The 26,596-nt window shown below is 39.0% G+C and carries 22 protein-coding genes and 1 tRNA gene; 14 read left to right on the forward strand and 9 right to left on the reverse strand.

Annotated features, from left to right (window positions below):
* Window positions 1-13: 13 nt before the first annotated feature.
* The 4 genes from DBX24_RS02340 to DBX24_RS02355 form a co-directional block, all read right to left on the reverse strand.
* Complete coding sequence (locus DBX24_RS02340; RefSeq protein WP_160224682.1) at window positions 14-577, reverse strand: thioredoxin family protein; 564 nt, start codon at window positions 575-577, stop codon at window positions 14-16.
* 39 nt (window positions 578-616) lie between these two features.
* The gene (locus DBX24_RS02345) at window positions 617-1,153 is read right to left on the reverse strand and encodes a thioredoxin family protein (protein WP_120488527.1); all 537 of its coding nucleotides are present in this window, start codon (window positions 1,151-1,153) and stop codon (window positions 617-619) included.
* A gap of 36 nt (window positions 1,154-1,189) precedes the next feature.
* Complete coding sequence (locus DBX24_RS02350; protein WP_160223856.1) at window positions 1,190-2,701, reverse strand: peptide MFS transporter; 1,512 nt, start codon at window positions 2,699-2,701, stop codon at window positions 1,190-1,192.
* Between the two features lie 75 nt (window positions 2,702-2,776).
* The gene (locus tag DBX24_RS02355; RefSeq protein ID WP_160223857.1) at window positions 2,777-4,183 is read right to left on the reverse strand and encodes a peptide MFS transporter; all 1,407 of its coding nucleotides are present in this window, start codon (window positions 4,181-4,183) and stop codon (window positions 2,777-2,779) included.
* 341 nt (window positions 4,184-4,524) lie between these two features.
* Here DBX24_RS02355 and DBX24_RS02360 point away from each other — a divergent pair, with 341 nt between their 5' ends.
* On the forward strand, window positions 4,525-5,292 hold the full coding sequence (locus DBX24_RS02360; RefSeq protein WP_160223858.1) for a leucine-rich repeat domain-containing protein: 768 nt from the start codon (window positions 4,525-4,527) through the stop codon (window positions 5,290-5,292).
* Between the two features lie 89 nt (window positions 5,293-5,381).
* On the opposite strand, the gene DBX24_RS02365 is transcribed toward DBX24_RS02360, so the two are convergent.
* Complete coding sequence (locus DBX24_RS02365) at window positions 5,382-6,356, reverse strand: deoxyhypusine synthase family protein (protein ID WP_120488523.1); 975 nt, start codon at window positions 6,354-6,356, stop codon at window positions 5,382-5,384.
* Window positions 6,357-6,480: 124 nt separating this feature from the next.
* Between DBX24_RS02365 and DBX24_RS02370 the strand changes: the two genes are divergently transcribed.
* From DBX24_RS02370 to DBX24_RS02380, 3 genes are all read left to right on the forward strand, one after another.
* Complete coding sequence (locus DBX24_RS02370; RefSeq protein WP_160224683.1) at window positions 6,481-7,029, forward strand: L-threonylcarbamoyladenylate synthase; 549 nt, start codon at window positions 6,481-6,483, stop codon at window positions 7,027-7,029.
* Window positions 7,030-7,054: 25 nt separating this feature from the next.
* The gene (locus DBX24_RS02375; RefSeq protein ID WP_160223859.1) at window positions 7,055-8,173 is read left to right on the forward strand and encodes a DUF3078 domain-containing protein; all 1,119 of its coding nucleotides are present in this window, start codon (window positions 7,055-7,057) and stop codon (window positions 8,171-8,173) included.
* Between the two features lie 216 nt (window positions 8,174-8,389).
* Window positions 8,390-8,695 carry a DUF493 domain-containing protein gene (locus DBX24_RS02380; protein ID WP_120488521.1) on the forward strand — a complete coding sequence of 102 codons (306 nt, stop codon included), beginning with the start codon at window positions 8,390-8,392 and terminating at the stop codon, window positions 8,693-8,695.
* On the opposite strand, the gene DBX24_RS02385 is transcribed toward DBX24_RS02380, so the two are convergent.
* Window positions 8,690-9,025 carry an ArsC/Spx/MgsR family protein gene (locus DBX24_RS02385; protein ID WP_120489667.1) on the reverse strand — a complete coding sequence of 112 codons (336 nt, stop codon included), beginning with the start codon at window positions 9,023-9,025 and terminating at the stop codon, window positions 8,690-8,692. The two genes, DBX24_RS02380 and DBX24_RS02385, sit on opposite strands and share 6 nt — an antisense overlap.
* 31 nt (window positions 9,026-9,056) lie before the next feature.
* Entirely contained in the window at window positions 9,057-9,671 is a 615-nt protein-coding gene (locus tag DBX24_RS02390; RefSeq protein ID WP_120488520.1) for a deoxynucleoside kinase, read from the reverse strand.
* Between the two features lie 292 nt (window positions 9,672-9,963).
* Here DBX24_RS02390 and DBX24_RS02395 point away from each other — a divergent pair, with 292 nt between their 5' ends.
* The 10 genes from DBX24_RS02395 to DBX24_RS02440 all read left to right on the forward strand — a co-directional run bounded on the left by DBX24_RS02395 (window position 9,964) and on the right by DBX24_RS02440 (window position 23,863).
* A complete protein-coding gene (locus DBX24_RS02395) occupies window positions 9,964-11,937 on the forward strand; it encodes a T9SS type A sorting domain-containing protein (RefSeq protein ID WP_120488519.1) in 1,974 nt (657 codons plus the stop codon).
* Between the two features lie 12 nt (window positions 11,938-11,949).
* On the forward strand, window positions 11,950-12,228 hold the full coding sequence (locus tag DBX24_RS02400) for a hypothetical protein (RefSeq protein WP_160223860.1): 279 nt from the start codon (window positions 11,950-11,952) through the stop codon (window positions 12,226-12,228).
* 93 nt (window positions 12,229-12,321) lie between these two features.
* Window positions 12,322-13,611 (forward strand): peroxiredoxin family protein, encoded by a 1,290-nt coding sequence (locus DBX24_RS02405; protein WP_120488517.1) that lies wholly within the window; start codon window positions 12,322-12,324, stop codon window positions 13,609-13,611.
* Between the two features lie 54 nt (window positions 13,612-13,665).
* A tRNA-Met gene (locus DBX24_RS02410) sits at window positions 13,666-13,739 on the forward strand.
* 46 nt (window positions 13,740-13,785) lie between these two features.
* Entirely contained in the window at window positions 13,786-15,072 is a 1,287-nt protein-coding gene (locus DBX24_RS02415; RefSeq protein ID WP_120488516.1) for a tyrosine-type recombinase/integrase, read from the forward strand.
* 693 nt (window positions 15,073-15,765) lie between these two features.
* Entirely contained in the window at window positions 15,766-17,313 is a 1,548-nt protein-coding gene (locus DBX24_RS02420; protein WP_120488514.1) for a type I restriction-modification system subunit M, read from the forward strand.
* A 3-nt stretch (window positions 17,314-17,316) separates the two neighbouring features.
* On the forward strand, window positions 17,317-18,300 hold the full coding sequence (locus DBX24_RS02425; RefSeq protein ID WP_120488513.1) for a virulence RhuM family protein: 984 nt from the start codon (window positions 17,317-17,319) through the stop codon (window positions 18,298-18,300).
* A complete protein-coding gene (locus DBX24_RS02430; RefSeq protein ID WP_160223861.1) occupies window positions 18,297-19,562 on the forward strand; it encodes a restriction endonuclease subunit S in 1,266 nt (421 codons plus the stop codon). Before DBX24_RS02425 ends, DBX24_RS02430 begins: the two co-directional genes overlap by 4 nt.
* 5 nt (window positions 19,563-19,567) lie before the next feature.
* Complete coding sequence (locus tag DBX24_RS02435) at window positions 19,568-20,668, forward strand: AAA family ATPase (protein WP_160223862.1); 1,101 nt, start codon at window positions 19,568-19,570, stop codon at window positions 20,666-20,668.
* Between the two features lie 90 nt (window positions 20,669-20,758).
* A complete protein-coding gene (locus tag DBX24_RS02440; protein ID WP_120488511.1) occupies window positions 20,759-23,863 on the forward strand; it encodes an HsdR family type I site-specific deoxyribonuclease in 3,105 nt (1,034 codons plus the stop codon).
* Between the two features lie 348 nt (window positions 23,864-24,211).
* On the opposite strand, the gene DBX24_RS09370 is transcribed toward DBX24_RS02440, so the two are convergent.
* Window positions 24,212-24,349: an antA/AntB antirepressor family protein gene (locus DBX24_RS09370; RefSeq protein WP_260392829.1), complete on the reverse strand. Its 138-nt coding sequence runs from the start codon at window positions 24,347-24,349 to the stop codon at window positions 24,212-24,214.
* A gap of 696 nt (window positions 24,350-25,045) precedes the next feature.
* Window positions 25,046-26,584, reverse strand: a complete 1,539-nt coding sequence (locus tag DBX24_RS02450; RefSeq protein ID WP_160223863.1) for a YifB family Mg chelatase-like AAA ATPase — start codon at window positions 26,582-26,584, stop codon at window positions 25,046-25,048.
* Window positions 26,585-26,596: the final 12 nt, after the last annotated feature.

Below are 26,596 nucleotides of genomic sequence, written 5' to 3' on the forward strand. Positions count from 1 at the left end.
TGGTGGTTTGATATTAAATCAGATCTAAAATCTCGGCAATAGTGTCTTTACCTTTGTTCTTCGCGTAATAAACCTGAAGGTCGTTATAAAACTGCTCACGAGGGTAGTTTTCTGGGTCTGCCTTAAACTTTTTAAGGAGTTCTACGCCATAAGCGGGTCTTGGTCCCCAAGTATTGATAACTTCATAATTTTCATTGAGGATGAGTACCTTTGGAATTGCTTGTGCACCGTTGGTGAGGAATTGGTCTATCAAGGAGTGGTCGGAATCGCGATAGAAGAATCTCACTTCATTTTCTCCCTCAAAAAACTGGTTGATGACAGGAGCACTCTGGCTGGAATCTCCGCACCACGCCTCGGTGATGATAAGGATTTTACCTTTGAAATTTTTGTTTTTAAGAGCCTGTACATCTTCCTCTGATTTCTTAAAGGTCTTAATCGCTCTATTCATCCTTTGCAGAGCGAGCTCATAGTATTGTTTTTTATCTACTTCGTCTTGGTTTTTAGGATTGTTGAGTTTTTCTTCTGCGTCTTTTAGGTATTCGCTAAATGAAACTGCCTTGTCCCAATACTGTTTAATACTCATAGTTTATTTATTTTTTGGGTTTAAGATTATTTATTATTTGATTTTTGATTTAAAGCTTCGTTGATATTTTTCCCACTGCTCTTTTGTAGAAACTTTCTTATACTCTTCATCTTTTATAAAGGTAAGATATGGCTCTATTTCCTTAGCGGTAAGCGCTCCTCTCAGATTAGTAATGAGGTCTTGCTTAGCATCAAAGAAAGCAATGGTCGGATAGCTGTATATCCCCATAAATCGGGTGAATTCGTGTATTGTATTCCTTCCAGAGGTATTTTTTCGGAAGTTAGGATTTGCAAAAGCTACTCCTTTGTAATGCACTGTTTCTGCACCTTCGGCATTGAATTTCACAGGATAGAAGTTCTCATTAATGAGCTTCACAATTTCGGGATGAGTAAAGGTTGTGCTTGCCATTATCTTGCACGGACCGCACCAATCGGCATATATATCTACCAATATTTTCTTAGGGCTCTTTTCCTGTGCTTTTACGGCTTCGTCAAAGGTCATCCACTTGATACTTTGGGCTGATGAGAGCTGTGCAAGTATCAGAGATAGAATTAATACGAGTTTATTCATCGTTTTGATATTGATTTATTAAGTATTAAAGTACAACTATTGTACTTCCTGCATTAGTTTTTTGATAAACGGTGATAGCAAAATGAGTACCACACCAGCAATAAGAGCGTATATTCCGAGTGTTTTGTAGCCATCGGTATAGGCAGCTAAGCTCACCACTGCCGAAGCATTTTCATCTGCTTGAGCAAGGTTTGCCCCGATGAGCCCTGCTACATACTCTCCGTATGCAGATGCAAGGAACCACATCCCCATCATAATACCTTGCAACTTCTCGGGGGATAGCTTCGTCATAATAGAAAGCCCGATAGGGGAAAGGAACAATTCTCCCAATGCAATAACAAGCAGTGCTATCGTAAATATATCCAATGAGCTTTTCCCATCTATGGCAAAGAACCTCGTAGCGAAGAGTACATAATAGCCAAACCCAAGGAAGATAAAGCCTAAACCGAATTTTATAATCGAGTTAATTTCTATCTTTTTCTTGCTTAGCCACAACCAAAGCAATCCCAATACAGGCGCTAAGGCTATAATAAAGAAAGATATTGCAGAATTATTTACTCCATTAGGGTCAACTGTAATCCCCAGCAAATTATCATTTAAGTTTTTAGCCGCAAAGATGCTGAGAGAGCCTCCGCTCTGCTCATATATCCCCCAAAAGATAATCGAAAAGAGAATGAATATCAATGCTGCCCAGAGCTTATTTCGCTCTACTTTGGAGACGAACCTCATCTCAACGAAAAGATAGATGAGCGTAAGTGGCCCAATCGTATACATAAAGTAATCGGTATATTCTGGGTTAGACACCATTATCTGGATAACGGGTATAAAAACCAGTGTAAGCAGATATACCGCATATTCAGACCACTTCGGTAGGGGCTTCGTTTTTACTATGGCATCGGGGTTGCCAGGTGCAAGACCTATAGGTCCGAGCTTCTGTCGGGTAAAGTAGAAATTAATCAGGCTAACGACCATTACAACCGCAGTGAGCCCAAAGGCTACATTCCAGCGGTAGGCTTCCTCTATAACAGAAGCAAGCATATAGCCTTTACCAATCGCTACACAGATATACCCTCCGAGGAATGCTCCAAGGTTTATCCCCGCATAGAAGAGAGAGAAGCCTGCATCTCGCCTGTCATCATCATCTCGGTAGAGTTTCCCTACGATGGTAGAGATATTCGGTTTAAAGAAACCTGTACCTATGATAATAAACGACAGCCCAAGAAAGAAAAAGGTATGAGGATCAACTGCAAGAAGAGCACTCCCAACAATCATCATAATACCGCCCCAGAACAAGGATTTTCTAAAACCGAGAATCTTATCTGCAAACAGCCCACCTATAAAGGTAAAAGCATATACAAAGGCTTGGGTAGCGCCGTATTGTAAGGTAGCTTCTTTCTCATTAAAATTCAGCTGATGTACCATAAAGAACACAAGCATCCCTCGCATACCGTAGAAGCAGAACCTCTCCCACATCTCAGAGAAGAAGAGGCTCCATATCTGTACAGGATATTTACCTTTGAAGTTTTGTACTTTTTCCAGTGTATACATTAAAAAGAGGTTGCCTTCATTAGAGAAAACAACCTCGCAAATGTATAAAATCTTATTAAATAATCCGCTCTGCCATTATTTCACACCGTGCATCAGCTTGCGAATAGGTCTATTAAGGAGTATGAGCAAGAGACCGCATATCATTACAAAGCCAGAGATATAAGTGAATACCTCACCTGCACCGAGCCTCTCAACGAAAGCCGCGATGAAGCCCCCCATAATATTAGCTACGAATGATGAAAGCATCCATACTGCCATAAGCACTGATGCGAGCTTTGGAGGAGAGAGCTTCGTAACTACCGATAGACCCACTGGTGAAAGGCTGAGCTCCCCAATCGTATGGAAGAAATAAGTAAGGATAAGCCACATCATCGCTGCTTTATTTGCTGTATCATTAATATCTCCATTCGCAGCTCTTTCATAAACCGCTCCCAGCATAAACCAGAAGCCTATCCCGAGGATAATCATCCCTACTCCCATTTTCACTGGTGTAGAAATGCTCTTCCCGAGCTTCGTACCCCAAAAGATACCAAACAAAGGTGCAAGGGTAACGATAAAGAATGGATTAACCGACTGGAACAATGAAGTAGGAACCGTAACCTCCCCAAAGAAAGGCAAGTTCATACTCCTATCAATATAATCTTCGGTATAGAGAGAGAGGGATGAACCCGCCTGCTCAAAGCCCGCCCAGAAGAATATCGCAAAAACCAAAAGGATAAAGATTACAGATATTCGTTGTTTCTCTTGTGCTGGGGTGAGGATTTCCCCCGTTTCAGGGTTTTTAGAAAGCTGGTTCTCGTCTACCACCGCCGATACTTTCCCCACAGGCTTCTTACCGAGGTCTCCAAGGAATTTCTGCGCAAATAGATTAAATATCAGCTGACCTAAAAGCATTCCTAAACCAGCAGCTAAGAACCCATATTTATATCCATAAGTAATACTTCCATCAGCATTCATTGTTTTAAATAAGTTATCCGTAAAGGTTCCGATCACAATCGGTGCTATCAACGCCCCGAGATTGATTCCCATATAGAAAATAGAAAACGCCGAGTCTCTCCTCTCATCACCATCTTTATACAGCCCTCCTACTAAGGTAGAGATATTCGGTTTAAAGAAACCATTCCCTATAATCAAAAGAAAAAGCCCAAGATAAAGCCCCATCTGTGTATTGATGGCAAACAGAGTAAACTGCCCCAGCATCATTGTAACCCCTCCAATCGTTATAGACAGCCTCTTTCCTAAGAATTTATCTGCGAGCCACCCTCCGATAAGCGGCGTGAAGTACACAAGCCCCGTAAAATTATGATAGATAAGCATTGCAGTGTCTCTGTCTATCCCCAATCCTCCTTCCACCAACTTTTTTGTAAGGTAGAGTATGAGAATCGCTCTCATCCCGTAATACGAAAACCTCTCCCACATTTCTGTGAAGAACAGGAGGTATAATCCTTTCGGGTGCCCTTTTTTCTTTACTACTGTTTCCATTATTTCTTCTTTTTCTTATTTAAAAGCGGACAAATATAGTTTTTTTTATTACATACACAATAAAAAAGCTGATGGCTTCTGGCTTTTAGCTTATAGCTTCTAACAGTAAGCTCACTAATATAGCATCTTAGCAATATATAGTAGACAATAAATGTAAATACCTAATAATGATAAATATCATAATTATATCAACTATATAAAAAAGACTTATATTTGGCAAATTTATAAGCTAAAATTTTGGAATTAATAAACCAAGAATTTAATATCAAAACAAGAAAGTTAATAATAGGAGGAAGCCGAAAATCCTGAAAAGAGTAGGCTCTCAATTTAATTTTTTTTTAATGAAAAAGTACCTTTTAATGACAGTATCAGCATTAGTGCTATCTGCTACAGTAGTGAACTGTTCACGAAATGATGACCCAACACAGGAACAACGACCTGTAATTCCAGCATCGGATTACCAACTAAGTGCCGATGGCACAACCCTAATCGCCTGGAAAAATGAGAATACAACTGATTTAAATCTTAAAGATGACCCAGTATTAGGCAAAATTACCAGCATAGATAACAATGACCGATATACAGGAGTATTTAGAAAACATCCTAAACTTAAAAGTATCATCCTTCCTGAAAATCTCACTCACCTTGAAGATGAGGCATTTAATGAATGTTCAAAACTGGAAAGCATAACATTTCCTGATAAATTTACAACAATTTTAGAGAGAACTTTTAAACAATGTACCGCTCTTGCCTCTATTGACCTTAAAAATGTGACGACTATTAATACAGGAGCTTTTGAGAAGTGTACAAGCTTAAAAAGTATAAACTTTTCTACTCAATTAGCAACAATAGGAAACGAAGCTTTTTGGGACTGTTCATCACTTACCTCAATCAGTCTACCTGCAAGTCTAACTTCTATTGGGGATAGCGCATTTCAAAATTGCAAAAATTTAAATACCATAACCATTAACAGAAAGGAGCCCCCTACACTAGGAGACTGGGCATTTTATGGCACCTCAATAGGAAGTATTTTTGTACCCGAAGTAGCGGATTATGAAAATGCAAAAAATTGGAGTGCCTATAAAGGTAAAATATTCAAAATAAAGTAAAAAAGTACATAAACTTTATTAAACAGATTAGTGGGCGCCACATAGGGCGCCCACTAATCATTTGTTATAGCCAAAAGCCAATTGCTACCTTAGGCTTCCAAGATATAAGTAAACATTAAGGGTGCACAGATGGTAGCATCAGATTCTACGATGTATTTTGGGGTATCTACATCTAATTTCCCCCAAGTGATTTTTTCGTTGGGTACGGCACCAGAGTAGGAACCATAAGAAGTAGTAGAATCCGAAATCTGGCAGAAGTAAGACCAGAAAGGTACATCTTCCCACTCCAAGTCTTGATACATCATAGGAACTACACAGATTGGGAAGTCCCCTGCAATTCCTCCTCCCACTTGGAAAAAGCCTACGCCTTTACCTCCTGAGTTGGCTCTGTACCATTCGGTAAGGTATACCATATACTCTATCCCTGATTTTACGGTGCTGGCTTTCAGCTTTCCTTTGATGACATTAGAGGCGAAGATATTCCCCGTAGTAGAGTCTTCCCAGCCTGGGCATACGATAGGCAAGTTCTTCTCAGCAGCAGCGACTATCCAAGAATCTTTTGGGTCTATTTCGTAGTATTGTTCGAGTACGCCAGAATTTACCACTTGGTAAAGGAACTCGTGTGGGAAATACCTCTCGCCCTTTTCTTCGGCTGCCTGCCACACATCTTCGAGGTGCTTTTGCAGTCTTCGGAAGGCTTCTTCTTCGGGGATGCAGGTATCGGTTACTCTGTTAAAGTGGTTATCGAGCAGCTCTCTTTCCTGCTCTGGGGTCAGGTCTCGGTAGTTGGGCACGCGCTTGTAGTGGGAGTGTGCCACGAGGTTCATCACATCTTCCTCTAAGTTTGCTCCCGTACAGGAGATGATTTGTACTTTATCCTGACGAATCATTTCTGCAAGGATTTTCCCAAGCTCTGCGGTAGACATCGCTCCCGCGAGGGTAATCATCATTTTACCACCATCATTCAAATGGGCTACATAGGCTTTGGAAGCATCTACAAGGGTAGCAGCATTAAAGTGCAGGAAATATTTCTCAAGGAAATCTGAAATAGGTCTGTTATTCATTTCGTTTTAATTTAACGGTCGCAAAGATAATCATATAATATTAATGCAGATGATGCAAAGGGCTGCTCCAAAGACTGAAATAAATACCGTACTTTTGCCCCCGCTGAAAAAGTTAGAACAGAAAATGCAAGAGATTGTTCAGATATTGAAAAATGGCGGTACGATACTCTACCCTACGGATACAATTTGGGGCATCGGTTGTGATGCGATGAATATAGATGCGATTAATAAAGTATTTGATATCAAGAAGCGGGAAAAGAATAAATCGATGATTATCCTCGTAGATACCGAGCAGAGATTGCAAAGTCTAGTAGAAGTACCCGAAATGGCGTGGCAGATTATTGACCTTAGCGAGAAGCCCATTACCATCGTTTATGAAGAAGCTAAAACACTCCCCAAAGAGCTCTTAGCAGAAGACGGCAGCATAGGAATCCGTTTGGTGAAAGATGACTTTTGCCGAAAGCTCATCTCCAAATTAGGAAGCCCGCTAGTCTCTACATCGGCGAATTTCAGTGGAGAGAAAAGCCCACAGAAGTTCTCAGACATCAGCGCTGAGATAAAATCAGCTATAGATTATATCGCTGAAGGGCATAGAACGGAGGTAGCTAAGTACCCCGCATCATCTATCATCAAAGTCTGGAAAGACAATAGAGTTAAAGTCATTAGAGCCTAATTACCCCCCCTAAAATCTTCTCAGGATGAAATCCAAAGCCCTTATTTTACTCGTGTTATCAGCCTCCATCTCGGCATTTGCCCAGCGGAAGAAGCCTTTCTTAAAGGAGCTAGACTCCATCTATCAAAAGAAATGGGAAGCGGCTATGCCTACGATAGACAGCTTGGAAAACCCCACCTACATCAAGATCGGGAGCCGACCGAAAGACAGCCTCATCGTTCGCGAAAAACCCGCCCTCACCACCATACCCTATGACGAAATCCCCATCACCCCCTATGGACTGATGAAGAACCCGAACCGACCATCAAAATGGCTGTTCTATGGGCAGAACAACCTTACCTTTAATCAATCCTCCTTCTCCAACTGGAATGCAGGGGGGAATGATAATATCGGCGTCATCGCAAGGCTCAATTACAACCTTATCTATAAATACAGCAGGCACTATCTGGAAAATACCTTTAAGTTTGGCTACGGACTGGTAGATTCCGAAGGACAAGCCACCCGAAAAACGGAGGATTATATCAATATAATGACCAATTACGGCTATGAAATCGGGCAATCTTACTACCTCTCCACGGGCTTCCAGTTTATCTCCCAATTTACACGGGGGTACAACTACGCCGCTACGCCAGACCCTAAGAAAGACGACCGTATCTCTAAGTTTATGTCTCCCGCCTACCTCAATCTCGGGCTCGGGATTTCCTATAACCCGCAGGAAAATTTGCAAGTAATCTTCCGCCCGCTCAATGGGCAATTTACTTTCGTAACCGATCCGCTCCTCCAAAAAGCAGGGAAGTACGGTCTGGAAAAAGACGGACAAAGCCTCCGTGCCGAGCTCGGAGCAAGGCTCAACATCCTCTACCGATTCAAAATCTACAAGGATATCCTCTTCACCCACCAGCTCAACCTCTTTGCCAACTACCTCACCCACACCGAGCGCGTAGATATCGCCTACACGGGCGTTATCAATATGAAGTTTAATAAATACCTCAACGCAAATATCTCCCTTGACCTCACCTACGACCACGACCAGATAAAAAAACTCCAGCGAAAACAAACCCTCGGCATAGGGCTCTCCTACAATCTCGGCTCCGAAACCAAATCCAAAAATGCCAAACTCCTAAAGCCCGTAGGGTTTAAGTAGTAGGCGATGTGCGGTTAGTTTACAATAATTGGCGACTGGCTTCTAGCTTCTGGCGGTGTATGGATAGTTTGCGATAAACGCCTGCCACGCTGTGGCTGCCACACCTGCAAGGTGGCTCCCCACGCGAGTGGGTGGCAGTTTTTGGCAGAAAAATCATTTGGCTCAGCATTTGCGATAAGGGCGGCTCACTGAATTATTAACATAAAACTTAGAAAAATGAATGTTTTAGGACTTAACAAAACCAATAACCCTGAGGAATTTTATGCTTCCTTAAAAGAAAAACTCAACGAGATACATAACTTTCCAGAAGATTATCTGTTTAAATTTATCATTCCAAATAATCAGGAAAAGCTCACTGAAATTTATCAGGTTTTTGATGGAATACAGACGAGTATCAGTAATAGGGACAGTAAAAATGGTAAATACATATCGCTTAGCATAAGTGCATTTGTGTTGGATGCTGACCAAGTGATAGATATTTACCAGAAAGTAGCGCAAATAGAGAGTGCGATTATGCTATAAAAGAGCATCTGCACGCTCCATAGGCCTTGCGATAATGGCTTTGGAGCCAGAAATAACAATAGGTCTCTGAATTAATTCGGGGTGCTTTGCCAGTATAGAAACGCCTTCTGCTGGTAAATCTGCCCCGATATATTTTTCCTGAAAAAGCTTCTCATTGGTACGAACCAGCTCTTCTATACTTATCCCCATACTGAGTAGAGATTTTATCTCCTCCTCTCCCAGAGGGTTATTAATGATATCTACAATCTCAAACGCTACCCCTTTATCGTGCAGATAAGTGAGCAGGCATCTTGATTTGGAGCAGTAATTATTGTGTAATACCTTAATCATTTTATTTTTTTTAAAAAAAATATTGAAAAGGCTAGAAAAGCCCATGCAGTTCGCCCTCTATTTTCTCTAAGATGGAGCCAAAGTCCTCTGCTCTCTCCACAAAGTCTAAATCATCTACATCTATAATAAGGAGCTTGCCTTCCTTATAATTATTAATCCACTTTTCATACTTCTGATTGAGCTTGCTAAGGTAGTCTATACTAATAGTTGCTTCGTAGTCTCTCCCTCTTTTATAGATTTTCTTCACCAGATTAGGAACATCAGAACGGAGATAGATGAGCAAATCTGGAGCTGAAACAAAAGATTTCATTAGCTGAAATACTGAGGTATAATTATTAAAATCCCGCTGGGTAAGTAAGCCCATATCATATAAATTCTCCGCAAAAATATGAGCATCTTCATATATCGTCCTATCTTGAACGATGTTTTTTCCGCTTTCTCTTATTTCTTTTACCTGCTTAAAACGGCTACCGAGAAAATAGATTTGTAAAGCAAAACTCCATTTAGACATATCCGCATAGAAATCTTCCAAGTACGGATTATCATCTACATCTTCGAACTGAGCCTTCCACCCATAATGCTTGGCAAGCATAGTGGTAAGCGTGGTTTTCCCTGCCCCTATATTTCCTGTAATTGCTATGTGCATTTTATTATGTTATTAATGATTAAAACCAGAATACGAGTAGTGAGCTCCTTCCTCTCACTTTTGAGGGGGTAAAGATATAAATTTGTTATCTCATCCTTCAAAAAAAGAAGAGTATTTTTTATAACTGAATATGAACAAGAGAAAAAAGAAATTTGAATATTATAAGTGTCTTCATTTTTTTACAAGCCTATAATTTTTCTCATTTTCAATGAAAAAAAACAAAACAAATTTGGTTATTCAAAAAAAAACTATAATTTTGCACGGTGATATTTGTTAATATAAACAGCATAATATGAGAAAAAATCTATTAGCAATCAGCGCAATATCCCTGTTCTTTCAGGCAAATGCTCAATATTTAACGACTGTTTCTAATAATGCCAAAGTTAATGTTAGAAAGTCGGCTTATATACATAATGGTGGTGGTTTAAAAACCATTGGCTCTGGACAAATTGAAAACAGGGGAAGTATTAATATTGTAGGACAAACCACTTCAAAGGTAAGTACTCTTGAAACCGATGGTAGTGACAAATCTTATGGTAGTGACAATATCTCTGATATTAATATTGTAAATCGAATTAATGAGCCTGGCAATTATGCCCAATGGAATAAACTAAATGAAACTCCAATATATACTTATGGGCAGTTAAAAATAACAGGTATCCCTCAAGCAAACATCAAGGCATTTGTAAGCCAAGAATACAGAGCACCAAAGCATGGAGCATATCAGCAAATAGCATTCCCTTTTATAGATAAGGAAATCAGATTTATGCAAAGTGAATTGGGAACAGGGAGCATAAACAATACTAGAGGTGGACAAAGAGAAGTTCTATATTGGGACAACAAAAAAGTTAGATTTAACAGCCTCCCTAATTTACAAACAAAACTTGGAACTACAACAATCCCTCCACATTCTTATTATGCTTTAGGTACAAAAGATATACCTGGTGATCTTATAGTTAAAAAGGGTACTAATACTCAGCTTGTGTTTAGAGGTATACCTGTTTCAGCAGAAGGAGATGTAATAGTAAGTTTAGTAGATGCAGGTAAAGATATAGACTTTGGTAATCAAGGACAATTATTTAACTACTACCAGGAAAGATATAACAGCTATCTCGATGATGCTTTTGTAAGAAGTACTGGAGTTTCTTGGGAAAATCCACATTTTGGTAGAAATATTTACCAAATAGGTAATCCATTTCTAATGAACTTAGATTTAAGAAAACTTAAACCTAATGATCAAGAAATATATGGCATAAAACTAGAGCCACGCGATGTTAAGCATACTTCACAGGGAGGTGGTTCTCAATCAGGTACTAAAACTGGAAGTATCAAATTTCTTGTTTTTTCAAAAAATGGAACATTAGTAGGAGATACTGAGTATACTATCGTTAGACCAGGACAAACTTTTGTGCTTAAACTTAAAAAGAATAAAGCAGGAAACTCTTTAAATTTAGCTGACCTAAGAACATTTAGCTATAATGAAGATGTAGCCTTAGGAGGTAGATCTTCTTATTCAAGTGGAAGTACTGTAAAACAACTTGCAATTATAGGACTTGATAAAGATAATCAAGAAATAGGAAGAACTTATTATGTACTTTCTGATGATACTGTATCAGGAACTTCTGATAATGCTACAACACAAGTAGGAGATATTTCAGGTGCTAGATTTGGAATTTTTGAAGAAGATCCTATCAAAGGAGGATATGACAAAAATAATATAAAAATGCTTTATATCAATGAGGCAAATGAAAGTGACTTCTATGGAAAAGCTGCAGTACTTGGGAAATACAACCCTGAAATTAAGAATTTTAAATTTGAGATTTCTGAAAATACAGTTAAGCTGAATGATAATGAAAAGGTTCTGTCCTCTGGTGAAAGTTTTTATTTCAAAAATGCTAAGAAAAATGTAATTCAGATTGCTCATAATATGGTTATACCAGCAGATGGAAATGCTACTCAAGTATACGGACTATATTATGGAAACCCAACAGAGCTAGAGACATCAGAAACTACAGATGTTTTATCAAAAACATATATAGCATATAATTCAGAAAAAGATAACTACATCATCAGATTTAGTAAAAATTGGAAATCTGCTAATATTGAGATATATGATGCTTCGGGAAGGCTTGTTTCTTCGGATAAGAATATAAAAACTAATGAAGATTATACTATCAAACTTGATAAAAAATACGCCGGAGTATTCTTTGTAAAAGTAATTTCAGACAAAGGAGAATTATTCCAGTCTAAATTATTAATTAAATAAAATATAAAACCGATGAAAATAAAAAGTTTAATATTAGTAAAGATTTTTAGTTTGTTTATCCTGCTGTCTACTTCCAGTCTTTCATATGCAGATGATATAGAAGCTCCTCCAGGGTGGGGACCTGTCAATCCCCCTACCAATCCTGGAAATGGAGGTGTCGGTGGTGATGGACCAGGTGCTAAGCCTAATACACCAATAGATATGCATACCTCATTGCTTATGGGTCTAGGAATAGCGATGATAGCTTCTTATGCTTACTTTTCAAAAAAATATAATACAGAAAAGAAGTAGTTGTATATAATTAATAGGAAGCTCACTGAACTTTATCAGTGAGTTTTTTATTTATACTTATAATTTGATAAATTTGCTACCTAAATAAAACGAATGAAAAAAAATATTCTTTTAGTGGCATTAGCACTATCTGCCCAATTAGTAAACGCCCAATTTAATATCAATATCAAAACTGAGGGAGACAATACAAATAAAGAAATCTATGTCTATACATTAGACGGCTCAAAAGATATTCTTTTTACAAAAGGGCAATCATTGAAAAATAGTTTTAGTATAAAGTATCCTACCTCCTATTCAGGGATAATGAAAGCATATATCCCAGAGTTTAAAACTACTATACCTTTCATTTCTGAAAATAGAAACATTGATATACTCCTGAAAATAAAAGATGCTAAAGTAGATGATATCATCTATTTAGATGAGGCAAACAAACTGATGTCTAAACTCCAAAGTACAGAGAAAAAGAAAGATTATATTTTGCCTGCACTGTATCAAATTATTCAGTACTACAAGAAATCGGAGGAGTTTGCTCAGGCTTTAGAAAAAGAGATTCATAATTTATCTCAATCTGAAAAAGAAGATTTGCAGTCTTATCCTTTCATCAACTATTATCATACAAATTCTTCTAAATTTCTCCAAAAATCTATTGAAGCACCCAGCATATCTCAAGAGGAGATAATAAAGTTCATTAGTGATTCCAATGAAATGTTAGAAACCTCTTCTCTGCTTCGTCCGCTGTTATTGTCCTACCTTAATTCAAAAGAGAATTTAAATGCTGAAGATGCTGTTGCTAAACTTTTAACCGCTGTAAATATTGAAACTTCACGAGGGCAAACTGTACTTTCTGAGCTCATTGATATTTTCAATGCTTATGCTATGAATGATTTAAAGGAAAAATATCTGAAAGATGCTCAAAATTTAAAATGCAGTATCAATAGCAGGCTTGAAAACACCATAAAAATCAATAAAAGTCTTGATATAGGAGCTTCTTTTGCTAATTCAGATTTGGAAAATACACTAAATACCTCAGCAAAAACCCTCTATGGAGTAAAGGCTAATAAAAAAATTATTATTTTCTGGTCTTCAGGTTGCTCGCATTGTACTAAAGAATTGCCTCAATTCATTCCTCATTATGAAACTCTAAAATCCAAAGGCATTGAGATTATAGGTTTTTCATTAGATTCTAATAAGGAAAACTATTTGGAAAAAGCGCAAAATTACCCTTGGATTAGTACAAGTGAGCTTAATGGGTGGTACGCTTCTTACGTTCAGAAATATAATGTGCAGGCTACACCTATCTATTTCGTGCTTGATGCTAAGAACAAAATCATTGCAAAGCCTGATCGCTACGCAGATGTAATGGAATTTTTAGGTATAAAATAATAGGATAATATTTTGTGGATATGCGAATCTTTTATATATTTGCACCACAAAAATGGCGAGGTAGCTCAGGTGGTTAGAGCGTTGGATTCATAACCCAAAGGTCACGGGTTCAAATCCCGTCTTCGCTACAAAATGAAAATCCCAATAAAAATACGCCCTCAAGCGTATTTTTTTATGTCCAAACTGTATGAACTGATACAAAGCGAGTATAAAACCGAGTATATCGGCGAGTATCAAAAATCCGAAGGTCTTATGGAAAAAAAGAAGTATACAGCTCCTAAGATTTATCCGAAAATCATCTCTGAAAAACGCTTAACAGCCTTTTCAGAGGAGGAAAAACAACAGATCCTACAGAGGTATAAGCGTTGGTATGTATACTATTACTTCCGTAATGAAGAAGGGAAAATGGTAAAACAACCCTCTATCTTCTTTAAAGTTAATCAAGAGTATAAGGATTTTGATAACAGGTACTTACGTATTCATAAGCTAAGAAATATCATAGAAAAACTTCTTAAAAGTGGCTATACACCCTCTGACGAATATTTTGAAAAAAACCATGAAAATCAAGACTATACAGCTTGTTCTGCCCTTGATTTTGCGCTAAATCTAAAGAAAAATAGTGTATCCGAGCGAACATTTATAGACTACAAGCATCGCATAGGTTTGTTCCAAAAATTCTTGAAAAACAACTATTTAGATAATGCTCCTATCAAGAACATCGCCAAGAAAGAGGTTAATGACTTTCTAAATACCATTCTACTAAAATCAAGCCCTCGCAACCGAAATAACACCCTTGCTGTACTAAATGCTATATTCAGTACCTTGGAAGAAAACGAGCTTATTCCTCATAATGTAGTATCCAAAATCAAGAAGTTACCTACCAAGCCCGAACGTAACAAAACATACTCACAGAGCCAGCAGGATACTATTTTTACTCTTTTGGAGGAGAAAGATAAGGACTTGCTTCTATTTGTTAAATTCATAAGCTATAACTTCTTGCGTCCTATCGAGGCCTGTCGCCTACAAGTTAAGGACATAGATTTTGAGGGTGCAAAACTCAATGTAAGAGCTAAAAACAAACTGGTTAAGGTAAAGATAATTCCAGAAATCCTACTTGGTGAGATCCAACATTTCAAGGGACTTAATTCTGAATACTACCTATTTGCTCCTAATAGTGCTGGTCCTTGGGAAAGCACAGAGGGTAATAAAAGAGACTACTGGAGTAAGCGATTTAAAAAAGTTAAAGATGAACTGAACCTTGGTAAGGACTATGGGCTATACTCTTTCAGACATACCTTTATTACCAAGCTGTACAGACAGCTTAGAGAAAAATATTCCCAAGGCGAAACCTATGATAGGTTAATGCTTATCACAGGACATACTACACTTACAGCCTTACAACAATATCTGAGAGATATAGATGCTGAACTCCCCGATGATTATTCCCTTTTTTTAGAATAACTATCTATTGAGGTGCGTAAATCAGTACATGGTTACCCTATGGGGGTGCGTAAATCAGTACACGGTTACCCTGTAGGGGTGCGTAAATCAGTACATGGTTACCCTATAGGGGTGCGTAAATCAGTACACGGTTACCCTGTAGGGGTGCGTAAATCAGTACACGGTTACCCTATGGGGGTGCGTAAAATAGTGCGTGGTTGATTTTATAAAATATTAATTTTCAATATATTAAAAAAATATCTTTTATCTATATACATATAATATATATAATATACATTAAATATAGGAACCTTCATTTTTTTCTGCAATATTCCTATTTTTCCTTCCAAAAGAACCTTCTCTTAGAACAAACAAACAAACTATTTATTATCAACACGTTAGACTACTCTGAATTAGCCCAATTTTTGAATAGCAAGATGTGTCTTTGTATATACAACTTACGTTGAGATATACAAAGACAATCTTGCTTTTCCCTATTTTTCTATTTGTCTGTTGGGGCAAGCCTCACAACGGACAAATGAAAAATATGGGAAAAGGATTGTAAAAACTTCGGAACTCGTTTTTCTAATAGAGAGCTCTATTGATACAAGGCTATGGCTCGTAGATTATTATTTTCGAGATTTTCCCAAAAAAAACGAGTATATTCCAAAATATTTATGTACCTTTGGCTCTTAAAAAAACAAAACGATCATCATGTCGAGTACAGAACAGAGAGCCGCCTTGCAGGCACAGATTTGGAAAATAGCTAATGATGTGCGCGGCGCTGTAGATGGTTGGGATTTTAAACAATTTGTATTAGGTACCCTTTTCTATCGTTTTATCAGCGAAAATTTTACTAACTTTATAGAGGGAGGTGACGAGAGTGTGCAGTATGCCCAATTGCCTGACGAGGCTATTACTCCCGAAATAAAAGACGATGCTACGAAAACTAAGGGTTATTTTATCTACCCTTCTCAGCTGTTTGTGAATGTAGCTAAAAATGCAAATACTAATTCCAATCTCAATACTGATTTAGCAGCTATCTTCTCGGCTATCGAAAGTTCCGCCAATGGCTACCCCTCCGAAGCAGATATCAAAGGTCTTTTTGCCGACTTCGACACTACCTCCAACCGACTTGGCAATACCGTTGAGGAAAAAAACAAACGCCTCGCAGCGGTAATTAATGGAGTGGCAGGACTTAGTTTTGGCGATTTTGAAAACCACCAAATCGACCTCTTTGGCGATGCTTATGAGTTCCTTATCTCCAACTATGCCGCCAACGCAGGCAAGTCGGGCGGGGAGTTCTTCACCCCCCAGCATGTCTCTAAGCTCATCGCTCAGCTTGCCCTCCATGGGCAGTCAAGGGTCAATAAAATCTATGACCCCGCTTGTGGTTCGGGCTCTCTGCTGCTACAAGCCAAAAAACAGTTCGACGCCCACCTGATAGAGGACGGCTTTTTTGGGCAGGAGATCAATCATACCACCTACAACTTGGCGCGTATGAATATGTTCTTGCACAATATCAACTACGATAAATTCAATATTGCCTTAGGCGATACCCTCATAACCCCTTGCTTTGGCGACGAAAAACCTTTTGATGCCATCGTTTCCAATCCTCCTTATTCGGTGAACTGGATAGGCAGCGATGACCCTACCCTTATCAATGACGACCGCTTTGCTCCTGCAGGGGTCTTAGCCCCCAATTCCAAAGCCGACTTTGCTTTTGTTCTGCATTCACTTAGCTACCTTTCCGCTAAGGGGCGTGCGGCTATCGTATGCTTCCCTGGTATTTTTTACCGTGGAGGCGCCGAACAGAAAATACGCAAATACCTCATCGACAACAACTATGTAGAAACCGTTATCGCCCTACCCCCCAACCTTTTCTACGGCACCAGCATTGCTGTGAATATATTGGTGCTTTCCAAACACAAACCCGATACCCGTACCCAATTCATCGATGCTAGTGGTGAAGACTTTTTTAAGAAAGAAACCAATAACAACGTACTTACTGATGCCCATATAGCGCGTATCGTTAGTATTTTTGCCGGCAAAGAGGCAGTACCTCACATCGCTGCGATGGTAGACAACCAGCAGATAGCCGAAAATGACTACAACCTATCCGTTAGTTCGTATGTAGAAGCAAAAGACACCCGAGAAGTGATAGATATTCAGCAACTTAACGCCGAAGTAGCGCAAACCGTAGTGCGGATTAATGAACTTAGGGCTGATATTGAGGGGATTATCAGAGAAATAGAGGGGTAAGATATGAATAGTGAAATAAAATATCTGATTTATAATACACCGCAAGAAGCGGTTTCTGTTAACGCTGTTGTTAAAGGTGAAACCATTTGGCTTACACAAAAGGCAATGGCAGAACTTTTTAATTGCTCTACAGACAATATATCCCTGCACTTGAAAAATATTTTTGCAGAAGGAGAACTTGACAAAAATTCAGTTACCGAGAAAATCTCGGCAACTGCAACTGATGGTAAAAACTATCTGACACAGTTCTACAACCTTGATGCCATTATCTCAGTAGGCTACCGTGTCAATTCACGCAAAGCAACACAATTTAGAATTTGGGCAACCTCTGTTTTGAAAGAGTATATGACCAAAGGCTTTGCAATGGATGACGAGCGTTTGAAACAAGGTGAGGGAGCATTTGGGAAAGACTATTTTAGGGAATTGCTGGAACGCGTTCGCTCTATTCGTGCCAGCGAACGAAGAATATGGTTGCAAATAACCGATATTTTTGCCGAATGCAGTATTGATTATGATAAAGAGGCTGATATTACTAAAGACTTTTATGCAATGGTACAAAACAAGTTTCATTATGCTATTACTGGAAAAACAGCGGCAGAAATTATCAATACATCAGCTGATAAAACAAAAGAGCATATGGGGCTGACCACTTGGAAGAACGCTCCCGATGGTAGAATACTCAAAAGCGATGTTACTGTGGCAAAAAACTATTTAGAGGAGAAACAAATTCGTCAGTTGGAGCGCGCTGTAACAGGCTATTTCGATTATATTGAAGATCTGATTGAGCGTGAAAACACGTTTACTATGGAAGAGTTTGCTAAAAGCATCAATGAGTTTTTAGCCTTTCGGAAATATGACATTCTTAAGGGCAAAGGAAGTATCAGCAAAAAGCAGGCAGAGCACAAAGCTAAAGCAGAGTACGATGAATTTAACAAAACACAAAAGATATTTTCAGATTTTGAAAAATCCCTAAAGAAAAAACAATGACACAAGAACCAAAAATATTCCCTTATATAGAACGCCTCCTACAAGGCGCTGAAGTGGTATGGAAACCACTGGGAGAGGTAGCAACATTTAGGCGAGGTTCTTTTCCTCAGCCATATACGAAATCTGAATGGTATGGGGGGGATAATTCAATGCCTTTTGTGCAAGTTGCTGATATGGAAGATAACAAATTCAATCTTGTTTCTATAACTAAACAAAGAATATCGCAGTTAGCGATGCCTAAAAGTGTTTTTGTGCCGGAAGGTACAATATTAGTATCTTTACAAGGTACTATTGGCAGAGTCGCTATAACTCAATATGATTCTTATGTAGATAGAACTATAGCTATATTCACACATATAGATAATGAGGTTGACATAAGATATTTTGCATATCAACTTAAACGTATCTTTGGCATAAAAAAAGAAAATGCAAGGGGAAGCACAATAAAAACTATTACAAAGGAAGAGTTTGGCACATTCCAAATCCCCCTCCCTCCTTTTTCTGTCCAGCAAGAGATTGTTCGTATTTTGGACAAGTTCACCCAGCTGGAGGCGGAGCTGGAGGCGGAGCTGGAGGCGGAGCTGGACTGCCGCAAGCGGCAGTATGAATACTATCGCAATAAGTTATTGACTTTCAATGAGATAGGGGGGGGTACTGAGATAGTTTGGAAAACGCTGGGAGAAGTAGGCACTTTTATACGGGGCAATGGATTACAGAAGAAAGACCTCATAACAAGTGGTGTTCCTGCTATCCATTATGGTCAAATTTATACTTACTATGGGATTTCTGCGGAACAAACAATTTCTTTTGTATCTCCTGAAACAGCTGAAGGACTTAGAAAAGTAGATTATGGAGACGTGATAATAACAAATACAAGTGAGAATATAGATGACGTAGGGAAAGCTGTTGCCTATTGTGTAAAAGAACAAGGTGTAACAGGAGGACACGCTACCATTTTTAAACCTTCAGAAAAAATCATAGGTAAATATTTGGTTTATTATACGCAGACAACAGAGTTTTCAAACCAAAAAAGAAAGTACGCTAAGGGAACCAAAGTGATAGATATATCGGCTAATGACTTAACTAAGATTACCATTCCTCTCCCTCCCCTCTCCGAGCAACAGCGTATTGCCTCTATTCTCGATAAGTTCGATACTTTGGTCAATTCTATCAGCGAGGGGTTGCCCAAAGAAATTGCCCTGCGCAGAAAACAATACGAGTATTATAGGGAGAGATTATTAACTTTTACTAATGACAAATAATAACTATGGGAAAAAAACTTGAAGAAATAGCACAAGAGCTAAAAGATAGTTCTAAAAAAGTACAACTTATCTATGCTTTCAATGGTGTAGGTAAAACACGTTTGTCTCGTATCTTTAAGGATTTAGTCTCTTCTAAACAAGATGATGATGAAAAAACTCGTTCAAAGATTATTTACTACAATGCCTTTACAGAAGACTTATTTTATTGGGATAATGACCTAGAAGAGGATACAAATAGAAAATTAAAAATTCGTCCTAATGGTTTTACTCATTGGGTACTTGTAGATGAAGGACAAGAAAGGAATATTATCTCTAACTTTCAACGTTATACTAGTAATAAGTTAACACCTCGTTTTAATGAAGATTATAGCGAGGTTAACTTCTCTGTAGAAGGAGGTAATGAAACACGATTAGAAAATATAAAGATCTCAAAAGGAGAAGAAAATTGTCTTATTTGGTGTATTTTCTATAGTTTATTAAAAGAAGTTATTGAGACTTTAAACATTCCTAAAGTAGATGATCGTCCTGTAGAAGGGTTTAATGAGCTAGAATATGTTTTTATAGATGACCCAGTAAGTTCTTTAGATGAAAATCACTTAATAGAATTAGCTGTAGATATAGCTGATCTCATAAAATCAAGTCAGAATAAGCAATTAAAGTTTATAATTACAACACATAGCCCTTTATTCTATAATGTATTGTATAACGAACTAAACTCAAAAGCAACTTATATGTTAAGAAAAAATGAAGATGGGACATTTGAATTAGAAGAAAAAGATGGAGATTCTAATAAAAGTTTTTCCTATCACTTATTTCTAAAGCAGACTATAGAAGATGCTATTCAAACAAAAAGTATTCAAAAATATCATTTCATATTGTTGAGAAATCTTTACGAAAAAACTGCAAGTTTTTTTGGTTATCCACAATGGTCGCATTTATTACCTGACGAAAAACAAAAATATTACAATAGAATCATTCAGTATACCAGCCACTCTACTTTATCAAATGAAGCTATTGCAGAACCTACTAACTCTGCAAAGGAAGACTTAAAACTTTTATTTAATCATCTTGTAGGGGATAAATATTGGAAAGAGGGGCAGCAATGATAGCATACAATTTCTTACAAGTGTAAATGCAAAATATACCTTCAAGAAAGAATAAGCAAGTTTTGCCCCTAAATAAGCAAGTTTTTAAGAATGAATTACAACACTATCGCCGAAACACAAAACTACATCGTTTTAGAAAATTATACTAAACTCTCTAAAGTGAGCGAAGCTCCTGATACTTACCAAAGTGAAAATGCGTTAGAACGCGAATTTATAGAGGATTTGGTAGAACAAGGCTATGAATACCTTCCGCAGCTTACTACCCCCGCCGCACTCTTGAATAATGTGCGCACGCAGCTGCAAAACCTCAACAGCGTAACCTTTTCCGATGCCGAATGGGCGCGCTTTGTAGAGGAATATTTAGATGCCCCCAGCGATAACTTGGTAGAAAAATCACGCAAACTGCACCGCGATTATATCTACGACTTTGTGTTCGACGATGGACATATACAAAATATCTATTTGGTTGATAAGAAAAATATCATTCGTAATAAAGTACAAGTAATCAACCAGTTCGAACAGAAAGGTTCTCACGCCAATCGTTACGATGTAACTATCTTAGTAAATGGCTTGCCCTTAGTGCAAATCGAACTCAAAAAACGAGGGGTGGCTATCCGTGAGGCGTTCAACCAAGTGCATCGCTATAGCAAGGAGAGTTTCAACAGCGAGAGTTCATTGTACAAATACTTGCAACTATTTGTCATTTCCAACGGTACCGATACCCGCTATTTTGCCAACACCGTAAAGCGCAATAAAAACAGCTTCGACTTTACGATGAATTGGGCAAGAGCTGATAATTCTCTTATACGTGACCTGAAGGATTTTACCGCTACCTTCTTTCAGAAAAACACTTTGTTACAGGTGCTACTCACCTATTCGGTGCTTGATGTAAGCGACACACTATTAGTGATGCGCCCCTACCAAATAGCCGCTACCGAACGGCTGCTCTGGAAGATAAAAAGCGCCTATCAAGCCAAGCGCTGGAGCTCTCTCGAGGGAGGTGGTTATATATGGCACACTACAGGTTCGGGCAAAACGCTCACCAGCTTTAAAGCGGCACAACTGGCTACCCAGCTCGATTTTATCGATAAAGTGTTCTTTGTGGTAGACCGCAAAGATTTGGATTATCAAACGATGAAGGAGTACCAACGCTTTTCGCCCGATAGTGTAAATGGCTCAGGTAGTACTGCCGGACTCAAACAGAATTTAAACAAGAACGACCATAAAATTATCGTTACTACTATCCAGAAACTCAATAACCTGATGAGGAGCGAAGAGCACTTGCCGGTATACGACCAGCAAGTTGTTTTCATCTTCGATGAGGCACACCGTTCCCAATTTGGTGAAGCGCAAAAGAACCTTAAAAAGAAATTCAAGAAGTACTACCAATTTGGTTTTACAGGCACCCCTATTTTCCCCGACAATGCCTTGGGCAGCGAAACCACTGCCAGCGTGTTTGGTCGCGAACTGCACGCCTACGTAATTACCGATGCCATTCGCGATGAAAAAGTACTGAAATTCAAAGTAGATTACAACGATGTACGTCCGCAATTTAAGGGTATAGAAACCGAGCAAGATGAAGCCAAACTCAGTGCTGCCGAAAACAAACGCCTCTTGCTACACCCCGAACGTATTAGGGAAATATCTACGTACATTTTGCGCAATTTCCGCCTCAAAACCCACAGAAATGAGGGTAGTAATAAGGGCTTCAATGCGATGTTTGCCGTTAGCAGTGTAGAGGCTGCCAAATGCTACTACCAAGAGCTCAACGCTTTGCAAAAAAATAGCGACCGACCGCTCAAGATAGCGACTATCTTTTCTTATGCTGCCAATGAAGAACAGAATGCTATAGGCGACATTACTGACGAAACTTTCGAACCTTCCGCTATGGATGTCAGTGCCAAAGAGTTTTTGGAAAAAGTCATTGCCGACTACAACGCGATGTTCAAGACCAATTTTTCTCTGGAAAGCAATTCGTTTGAAAACTACTACCGCGACTTAAGCAACCGAGTGAAAAGTCAAGAAATAGACCTGCTGATCGTGGTAGGCATGTTCCTCACCGGCTTTGATGCCCCTATGCTCAATACCCTATTTGTGGATAAGAACTTGCGCTATCACGGCCTTTTGCAGGCTTTCTCGCGTACCAATCGCATCTATAACAGCACCAAGAGCTTTGGCAACATCGTTACTTTCCGCGATTTGGAGCAACCCACCGTCGATACCATTACTCTTTTTGGTGATAAGAGCACCAAGAACGTCATCCTCGAAAAGAGTTACCAAGAGTATTTGGACGGCTTTACCGACATCATTACCGGAAAGGCCTGCCGTGGTTATAACGAAATCGTGAAAGAGTTGCAAGAACAATTCCCCGACCCCGATGAGATCCATACTTCGGCCGACAAAAAAGCCTTTGTAAAGCTCTTCGGAGAATACCTACAGGTGGAAAATATTTTGCAAAACTATGATGAGTTTGCCCATCTCAAAGCACTGCAAACCATTGATAAGAACGACCCCGAAGCCCTCAAAACCTTTGCTAAAGAGCATTTCCTTACCGAAGAACAAGTAGCCGCTATGGTACAATTGGATGTACTCAAGGAGCGATTGGTACAAGACTATAAATCCACTTACAACGATATACGCGATTGGATAAGTAGGGAGCGTGAGAATGAGGCGCAAGAAAAACAACTTATAGACTGGGAAGAAGTGGTCTTTGAAGTAGACTTGCTCAAGTCGCAAGAGATAGACCTCGATTACATACTCGGACTGATCTTAGAACACCACAAAAAGAACCGAAACAAAGAGGCTTTGGTAGACGAAGTACGCCGTATCATTAGGGCAAGCATAGGCAACCGAGCCAAGGAGAGTCTCATCGTGGATTTTATCAATGAAACCAATTTGGACACGATTAAGGACAAACCGAGCATCATCGCGGCTTTCTTCACCTACGCCCAAGCGCGACAAAGAGAAGAAGCCAATGCCCTTATTGTGGAGGAACATCTAAACGAAGAGGCCACCAAGCGCTACATACAGCTCTCCCTAAGGCGAGGACTCGCTAGCGAAAATGGCACCGACCTCAATAGCATTTTGCCGAAGATGAGTCCGCTAAACCCTGAGTATCGCACCAAGAAACAGACGGTCTTCCGCAGAATAGCCGCTTTTGTAGAGAAATATAAGGGCGTAGGAGGTGAGCTGTAACCAATGAAAACTATTCGTTATGTTGAATTAGCTTTCCCATTTTTTATTATATTTGCAACCTGATTTTGAATCTATATTTGTAAGTGTATGCATACTTATATTTCTGAGTGTAAATATATAAGACGACTAAACTTGCTAATGAAAAAATAGAACTTGGATACGGCTATCAAATCACCTTTGAGAAGATTAGCACGAATAAGATCAAATAATTCTAACTGTAGATCCTTGTTATTATTATTCACTAGAAGTAGCTTAGCTTGTAGGGCTATCTTTTCGATTTCTATAAAGTATCTACATGCTTGTTTTCCTTTCTCTGTTTTTTCTACCATAGAAAGCTCTTTTGTCATATCAAGGGTCAAAGTGTATTCTTTTAAGGCCTCCGTTGGAGTTTTCGCCAATTTGGGCGAAAACCTCATAGTCTTGATTTACTATAAATTCATATTCATCTATACGACCTTTTATCCAATTAGAAAAATCTCTACCCACCTCTAAGAATTGATGGAGTTCTCTAGCAAAGACGGCCTTTTAGCCTTCTTTTTCGATTATTTTATAAGCTCATTCATTGTTCTGTTTTCTTCTATTTTTCTATATTATCCAAAAGGAGGTGTGAAAAAACAGCCTGAATTTTGTCCATTATACCATTATTGTTAATCCTAGTTTTCACCAAAATGGGGGAAAACATACTTATGTTGAATTGGCGCCTAATTTTTTCTATAATATTGCAAGTTTTCATTTTTTTCATTACATTTGCAACCAGATTTAAATCTATATTTGTAAGTATATATATACTTATATTTCTGAGTGTAAATATATAAGACAACCAAACTTGCTAATGGAAAAATAGAAATTGTCTTATATAAAACCATAAAAATACAGTGCAAATACTTGATTTGCACTATATTTTTAACTATAAACTGAGTATATAATCGAGTATTTTTATTGGAGATTGACCAAGATATTAAAATGTAAGTTGTTGATTATCATGGTTTGTCTTAGCGAGATTTAAATTCATAACCCAAAGGTCACGGGTTCAAGTCCCGTCTTCGCTACAAAATGTAAGAGAATTAAAAGCAGAATCATCAATCGGTTCTGCTTTTTTCTTACAAGAAAAAAAAAACTCTGTTCTTTTACATAATTTTCTTCCCTTTACCATTCTAAAATATATATTCTCAATACCCATTATTAACCAGAAGACGACCAAAAGTCCCTATCTAAACTACGATATTGGATCGCTTCGGCAATGTGGGAAGAGGTTATTTGCTCGGAGGAGCTGAGGTCGGCTATGGTACGGGCTACTTTCAGGATTCTATCGTAGGCTCTTGCGGAGAGGTTCAGGCGGTTCATTGCGGTTTTTATAAGGAGCTCGGAGGCTTGGTCTAATGCACAGTACCGCTCTATCTCCCTTCTACCCATCTGGGCATTGTAGTGTATATCGGCTTTTGAGAACCGCTCCTGCTGAATCTGCCTTGCGCGGAGCACTCGGCGGCGAATTTCCTCACTAGTCTCGGTTTTCCGCTTATCGGAGAGCTGCTCAAACTCCACCTTTGGCACTTCGATATGTATATCTATACGGTCGAGCAAGGGACCAGAGAGTTTATTAATATACCGCTGCATCTCGGCTGGGGAAGAGGTATTGTTGGGGTCATCTGGGAAGAAACCGCTCGGGCTGGGGTTCATACTGGCAACGAGCATAAAACTCGCAGGATAGTTTATGGTAAAGCGAGCTCGGGAGATGGTCACCATTCTATCTTCGAGGGGTTGTCTCATTACCTCAAGAACGGAGCGCTTAAACTCTGGCATTTCATCTAAAAAGAGAACGCCATTATGCGCCAGAGATATCTCACCAGGCTGAGGATAACTACCCCCACCCACCAATGCTACATCTGAGATGGTATGATGAGGAGACCTGTAAGGGCGAGTCGTCATAAGGGAAGTTTCCGTACCCATCTTGCCTGCTACGGAGTGTATTTTTGTGGTTTCCAAGGCTTCTTCCAAGCTGAGAGGAGGGAGAATGCTTGGGATACGCTTTGCGAGCATCGTCTTTCCACTGCCTGGCGGACCTATCAAAATAATATTATGCCCTCCCGCAGCAGCTACTTCTATCGCTCTCTTGGCGGATTCCTGCCCCTTTACATCGGAAAAATCTATGGAGAAATCCTGCGCTTTGCCCTCAAATTCTTCCTGAATATTGAGTACGGTAGAGCTAAGGACATTAGTGCCATTAAAGAAATGAATAACCTCTAATATATTCTCCACTCCATAGACTTCCAAGCCCTGTACTATGGCGGCTTCTCGGGTATTCTGTTTGGGGAGAATAATTCCCTTAAAGCCCTCTTCCTTCGCCTGAATGGCAATGGGGAGAACGCCTTTTATCGGTTGTAATGTACCATCAAGGGAGAGCTCTCCCATAATGATATAGTCGCTGATATCCTCTGCTTTTATCTGCCCCGATGCCGCAAGAATCCCAATAGCAATGCTCACATCATAGGCAGAGCCCTCTTTCCTAAGGTCGGCAGGAGCCATATTAATGGTAATCTTCTTACCTGGCAGCTTGTAGCCATTGTTTTTGAGAGCTGCAGAGATCCTGTAACTGCTCTCCTTTATCGCATTATCGGGCAAGCCCACCAAATGATAGCCCACTCCTTGATCTACATTCACCTCTATTGTTATGGTTTGTGCCGATACGCCGTATATAGCACTGCCGTATACCTTAACTAACATAATAAAATTTTG

Source organism: Bergeyella cardium, assembly GCF_009914665.1.
GTDB lineage: Bacteria > Bacteroidota > Bacteroidia > Flavobacteriales > Weeksellaceae > Bergeyella_A > Bergeyella_A cardium.